Annotated in this window: 3 protein-coding genes; 1 reads left to right on the top strand and 2 read right to left on the bottom strand. The window is 73.8% G+C overall.

Features of this window, described 5'->3' with window-relative positions; translation table 11 throughout:
- Positions 1–116: 116 nt before the first annotated feature.
- Complete coding sequence (locus tag ACZ462_RS00265) at positions 117–1,640, bottom strand: M23 family metallopeptidase (RefSeq protein ID WP_467809840.1); 1,524 nt, start codon at positions 1,638–1,640, stop codon at positions 117–119.
- A 221-nt stretch (positions 1,641–1,861) separates the two neighbouring features.
- A complete protein-coding gene (locus ACZ462_RS00270; RefSeq protein ID WP_467809839.1) occupies positions 1,862–2,647 on the bottom strand; it encodes an esterase/lipase family protein in 786 nt (261 codons plus the stop codon).
- Positions 2,648–2,856: 209 nt separating this feature from the next.
- On the opposite strand from ACZ462_RS00270, the gene ACZ462_RS00275 reads away from it, so the two are divergent.
- Complete coding sequence (locus tag ACZ462_RS00275) at positions 2,857–3,258, top strand: cobalamin B12-binding domain-containing protein (RefSeq protein WP_467809838.1); 402 nt, start codon at positions 2,857–2,859, stop codon at positions 3,256–3,258.
- Positions 3,259–3,375 lie beyond the last annotated feature (117 nt).

A 3,375-nucleotide genomic window follows, 5' to 3' on the forward strand; every position in this document is an offset into this window, starting at 1 on the left:
ACCGACGTATGTGCTGGCGAGACCCACCAAAACAAAACCCCCCCCACCCCCCCCCCCCCCCCCCCCCCCCCCCCCCCCCCCCCCCCCGCTCCCGGTTCTGCGGATGTCCGGCGGCGTCAGCTCGGGTTGAGGCCCTTGGCCCGCAGCCAGGCCAGGGGGTCGATGGCGGAGCCGCCGCCGGGCCGGACCTCGAAGTGCAGGTGCGGGCCGGTGGAGTTGCCGGAGTTGCCGGAGTAGGCGATGACCTCGCCCGCCTTCACCTTGCCGGACCGGATCTTGGTGCTGCTGAGGTGGCAGTACCAGGTCTCGGTGCCGTCGGGGGCCGTCACTATCGCCATGTTGCCGTAGGCGCTGTTCCACTGGGTGCGCACGGTGCCGTCGGTGGCGGCCATGACCGGGGTGCCGTAGCCCACGGGGAAGTCGATGCCCGTGTGCACGGACATCCACATGCCGCCGGCCTGCCCGAAGGAGGCGCTGAGGCCTCGCTGGGCTACCGGGATGGCGAACTTGGGGCGGGCCGCCTCCTTCGCGGCCGCCTCCTCCGCCTTCCGCTTGCGCTCCTCGTCCTGGCGCTGGCGCAGGTCGATGCGCTCCTGGGTGCGGCTCGCGCGGTCCGCGAAGTCCCCGGCGTCGGCGCTGAGCGCCTCCAGCTGGGTGTCGAGCTTGCTGTTGGCCGCGACCGGCTTGACGGACGCCGGGTCAGGCGCGGCCATCGTGGTGGTGTCCTCGGCGGGCTTCTCGCTGCCGGTCAGGCCGCCGACGGAGGCCGCGGCGACACCGGCGACGCCCACCACGCACGCCGAGGGGACGGCGACGGTGAGCAGGGCGGAACGCTTCGCCGGGGTGCGGCGGCGGCCGCTGCCGCCGCTCGTGTGACCGGACTTGGCGCCGGCGCGGCGCGAGGCGCGCGTTCCGGCGGCGGGTCCGGCGGGCGCCGGCGTGACGGGCATGGCCTGCGTCGGCAGGTCGTGCACGGGGGAGGGCGCGTCGAACGCGTCGTCGGCGCCGGCTTCGGAGGCCGGTACGGCGTCGGGCTCGAAGCCGGATTCGAATCCGGGCTCGAAGTCGGGCGTGAACGCCTCCTCGGCGACCGCCTCGAACACGGCGGTGCCGGTGTACGCGTCGTCCGCGTAGCCGGTGTCCTGCTGCGGCTGCTGCACCTCCGCCTCGTACGCGAAGGAGAACGCCTGGGTCTGCTGCTGGTCCTGGGGGACGGTGTTCCAGGCGGTGGCGTCGTACGCGCCGGTGTCCGTGCCCGTGGTGCCGTAGCCGGGCGCCGCCGCCCACTGGCCGGTCTGGTCGTATCCGAACGCGGCGGCCGCGGACGGGTAGTCGGTGCCGGAAGCGGTCCAGGCGCCGGTGTCCCACTGGCCGGTGGCGGCCGCTTCCTCGTGCGCTCCCTGGGCCGGGATCGTCGGCAGGTAGCCGTCCTGCGCGTAGCCGGTCTGGGGGGCCGCCGTCCAGGCGGTGGCGTCGTACGTGCCGGTGACGCCGGCGTCGTAGGCGCCGTACGCCGAGTAGTCGTAGCCCTGGCCCTGCGTTTCGTAGGAAACATAGGGGGAGTTACCGGCGAAAGTGGTGGTCGAAAGGCCATCGTACCCGGGATCGGGATACAGGCCCGACGAGGGGCGGTCGTTCACCAACTTCTCTTTCGCCTCGGCAGTGGGGGCCTGGGTGGCCAGGGACGGGGGAATCCCTGGGGAGAGCAGTGGCGTGACTGTACCCGGCGGTCACTGGCCACGACAATCTTCGGAGGGGTTCCGGCTGAGCGGAACCGGGCATTCGGCCGTCTTTCGGTCCGTCCCATGCCCAGCCTTGGCCCTGAGTTCGAAATCCGTTCGACTTCGGCGGGGGTCGGTGCTCAGGCCGCCGGCGCCGCCTCGCCCGGTGCATCCGCGGCCGCCGGACCCGGCCCGTCGAGGGCCTGCCGCACCGCCGCCGCGACGGCCGGGTGTACGGCCAGCGCCAGGTGCCCGACGCCCCTGACCTCGATGTTCTCCGCCATCAGGTCGGGGTGTTCGATGCGCGCGGTGGCCGCCGGCACCATCAGCTCGTCGCACCTGCTCCAGAACGCCACGCACCGGGTGCGGCAGCCCGCGGCGGGCCCGCGCAGCTCGGCGATCAGCGGGGCATCCGGGCGGATCTGCCGGACGAGGGGGTGGGCGTCCATGAACGGCGCCACACGCGTACCGGAATGCGGGGAGCCGAGGGTGACGAGGGTGCGCACGCGCGCGTCGCCGCCGAGCCGCTGGACGTAGTACCGGCCGACCAGCCCGCCCAGGCTGTGCCCGACGAGGTCGACCCGCTCCCGGCCCGTCCGCTCGCACAGCTCCTCGACCTGCCGGGCGACGCGCCGGGCCGCGGCGCGCACGTCGCGGGTGAGGGGCGAGTAGTTGTACGCCTCGACCTGCCGGCGGCCGTCCGCGGCGAGGTGGCGGCGCAGCAGGACGAACACGGACCGGTTGTCGGTGAAGCCGTGCAGCAGCAGGACCGGCGGGTGCGCCCCGCCCGGCCCGGGCGCGGCGGGCCTCTCCTGGCGGATCCCGGTCGGGTAGTGCACGACGTGCGCGCCGAACAGGACCGCCTCCAGGACCCCGGCGCGGACGAGTGCGGAAAAGGGCGCGGACAGCCACGGCGACAGCCCCATCGACGGCCTCCCCTAAGACCTCTGGGACTGCTGCCGACCGCGCCGCCGTGCCGTGCGGCTGTCGGTACGGTGGCGCGGTGCCTGGCGGTGCGGCTCCCCCGGCGGTGAATCAACGCCGTCCCACGTGTGATTTCCCCCTCCCGCTTCACCGTGAAACGGCGGCGTGCGCGATGCTGTACTTAACGTTCGTTCACTCGGGAGGCAGTGCGATGGGTGTGACCGGTCCGATCCGTGTGGTGGTGGCCAAGCCGGGTCTCGACGGCCACGACCGCGGCGCGAAGGTGATCGCGCGCGCCCTGCGGGACGCGGGCATGGAGGTCATCTACACGGGCCTGCACCAGACCCCCGAGCAGATCGTGGACACCGCCATCCAGGAGGACGCCGACGCGATCGGCCTGTCGATCCTCTCGGGCGCCCACAACACGCTGTTCGTCCGGGTGCTGGAACTGCTGCGGGAGCGCGAGGCGGAGGACATCAAGGTGTTCGGCGGCGGCATCATCCCCGACGACGACATCGCCCCCCTCAAGGAGAAGGGCGTGGCCGCGATCTTCACCCCGGGCGCGACGACGACGTCGATCGTGGACTGGGTGCGCGAGAACATCCGCCGCTGACCGCGCCGCCCCGGGGGGGGGGGGGGGGGGGGGGGGGGGGGGGGGGGGGGGGGGGGGGGGGGGGGGGGGGGGGGGGGTGGGGGATGGAGGTGGCGGGTGGGGTGGGGTGTGGGGAGA

The organism is Streptomyces sp. NPDC031121 (assembly GCF_055570615.1).

Coding starts and splice junctions, on each gene's coding strand:
- ACZ462_RS00270 (WP_467809839.1), bottom strand. CDS start 2,647: ATGGGGCTGTCGCCGTGGCTGTCCGCGCCCTTTTCCGCACTCGTCCGC.
- ACZ462_RS00275 (WP_467809838.1), top strand. CDS start 2,857: ATGGGTGTGACCGGTCCGATCCGTGTGGTGGTGGCCAAGCCGGGTCTC.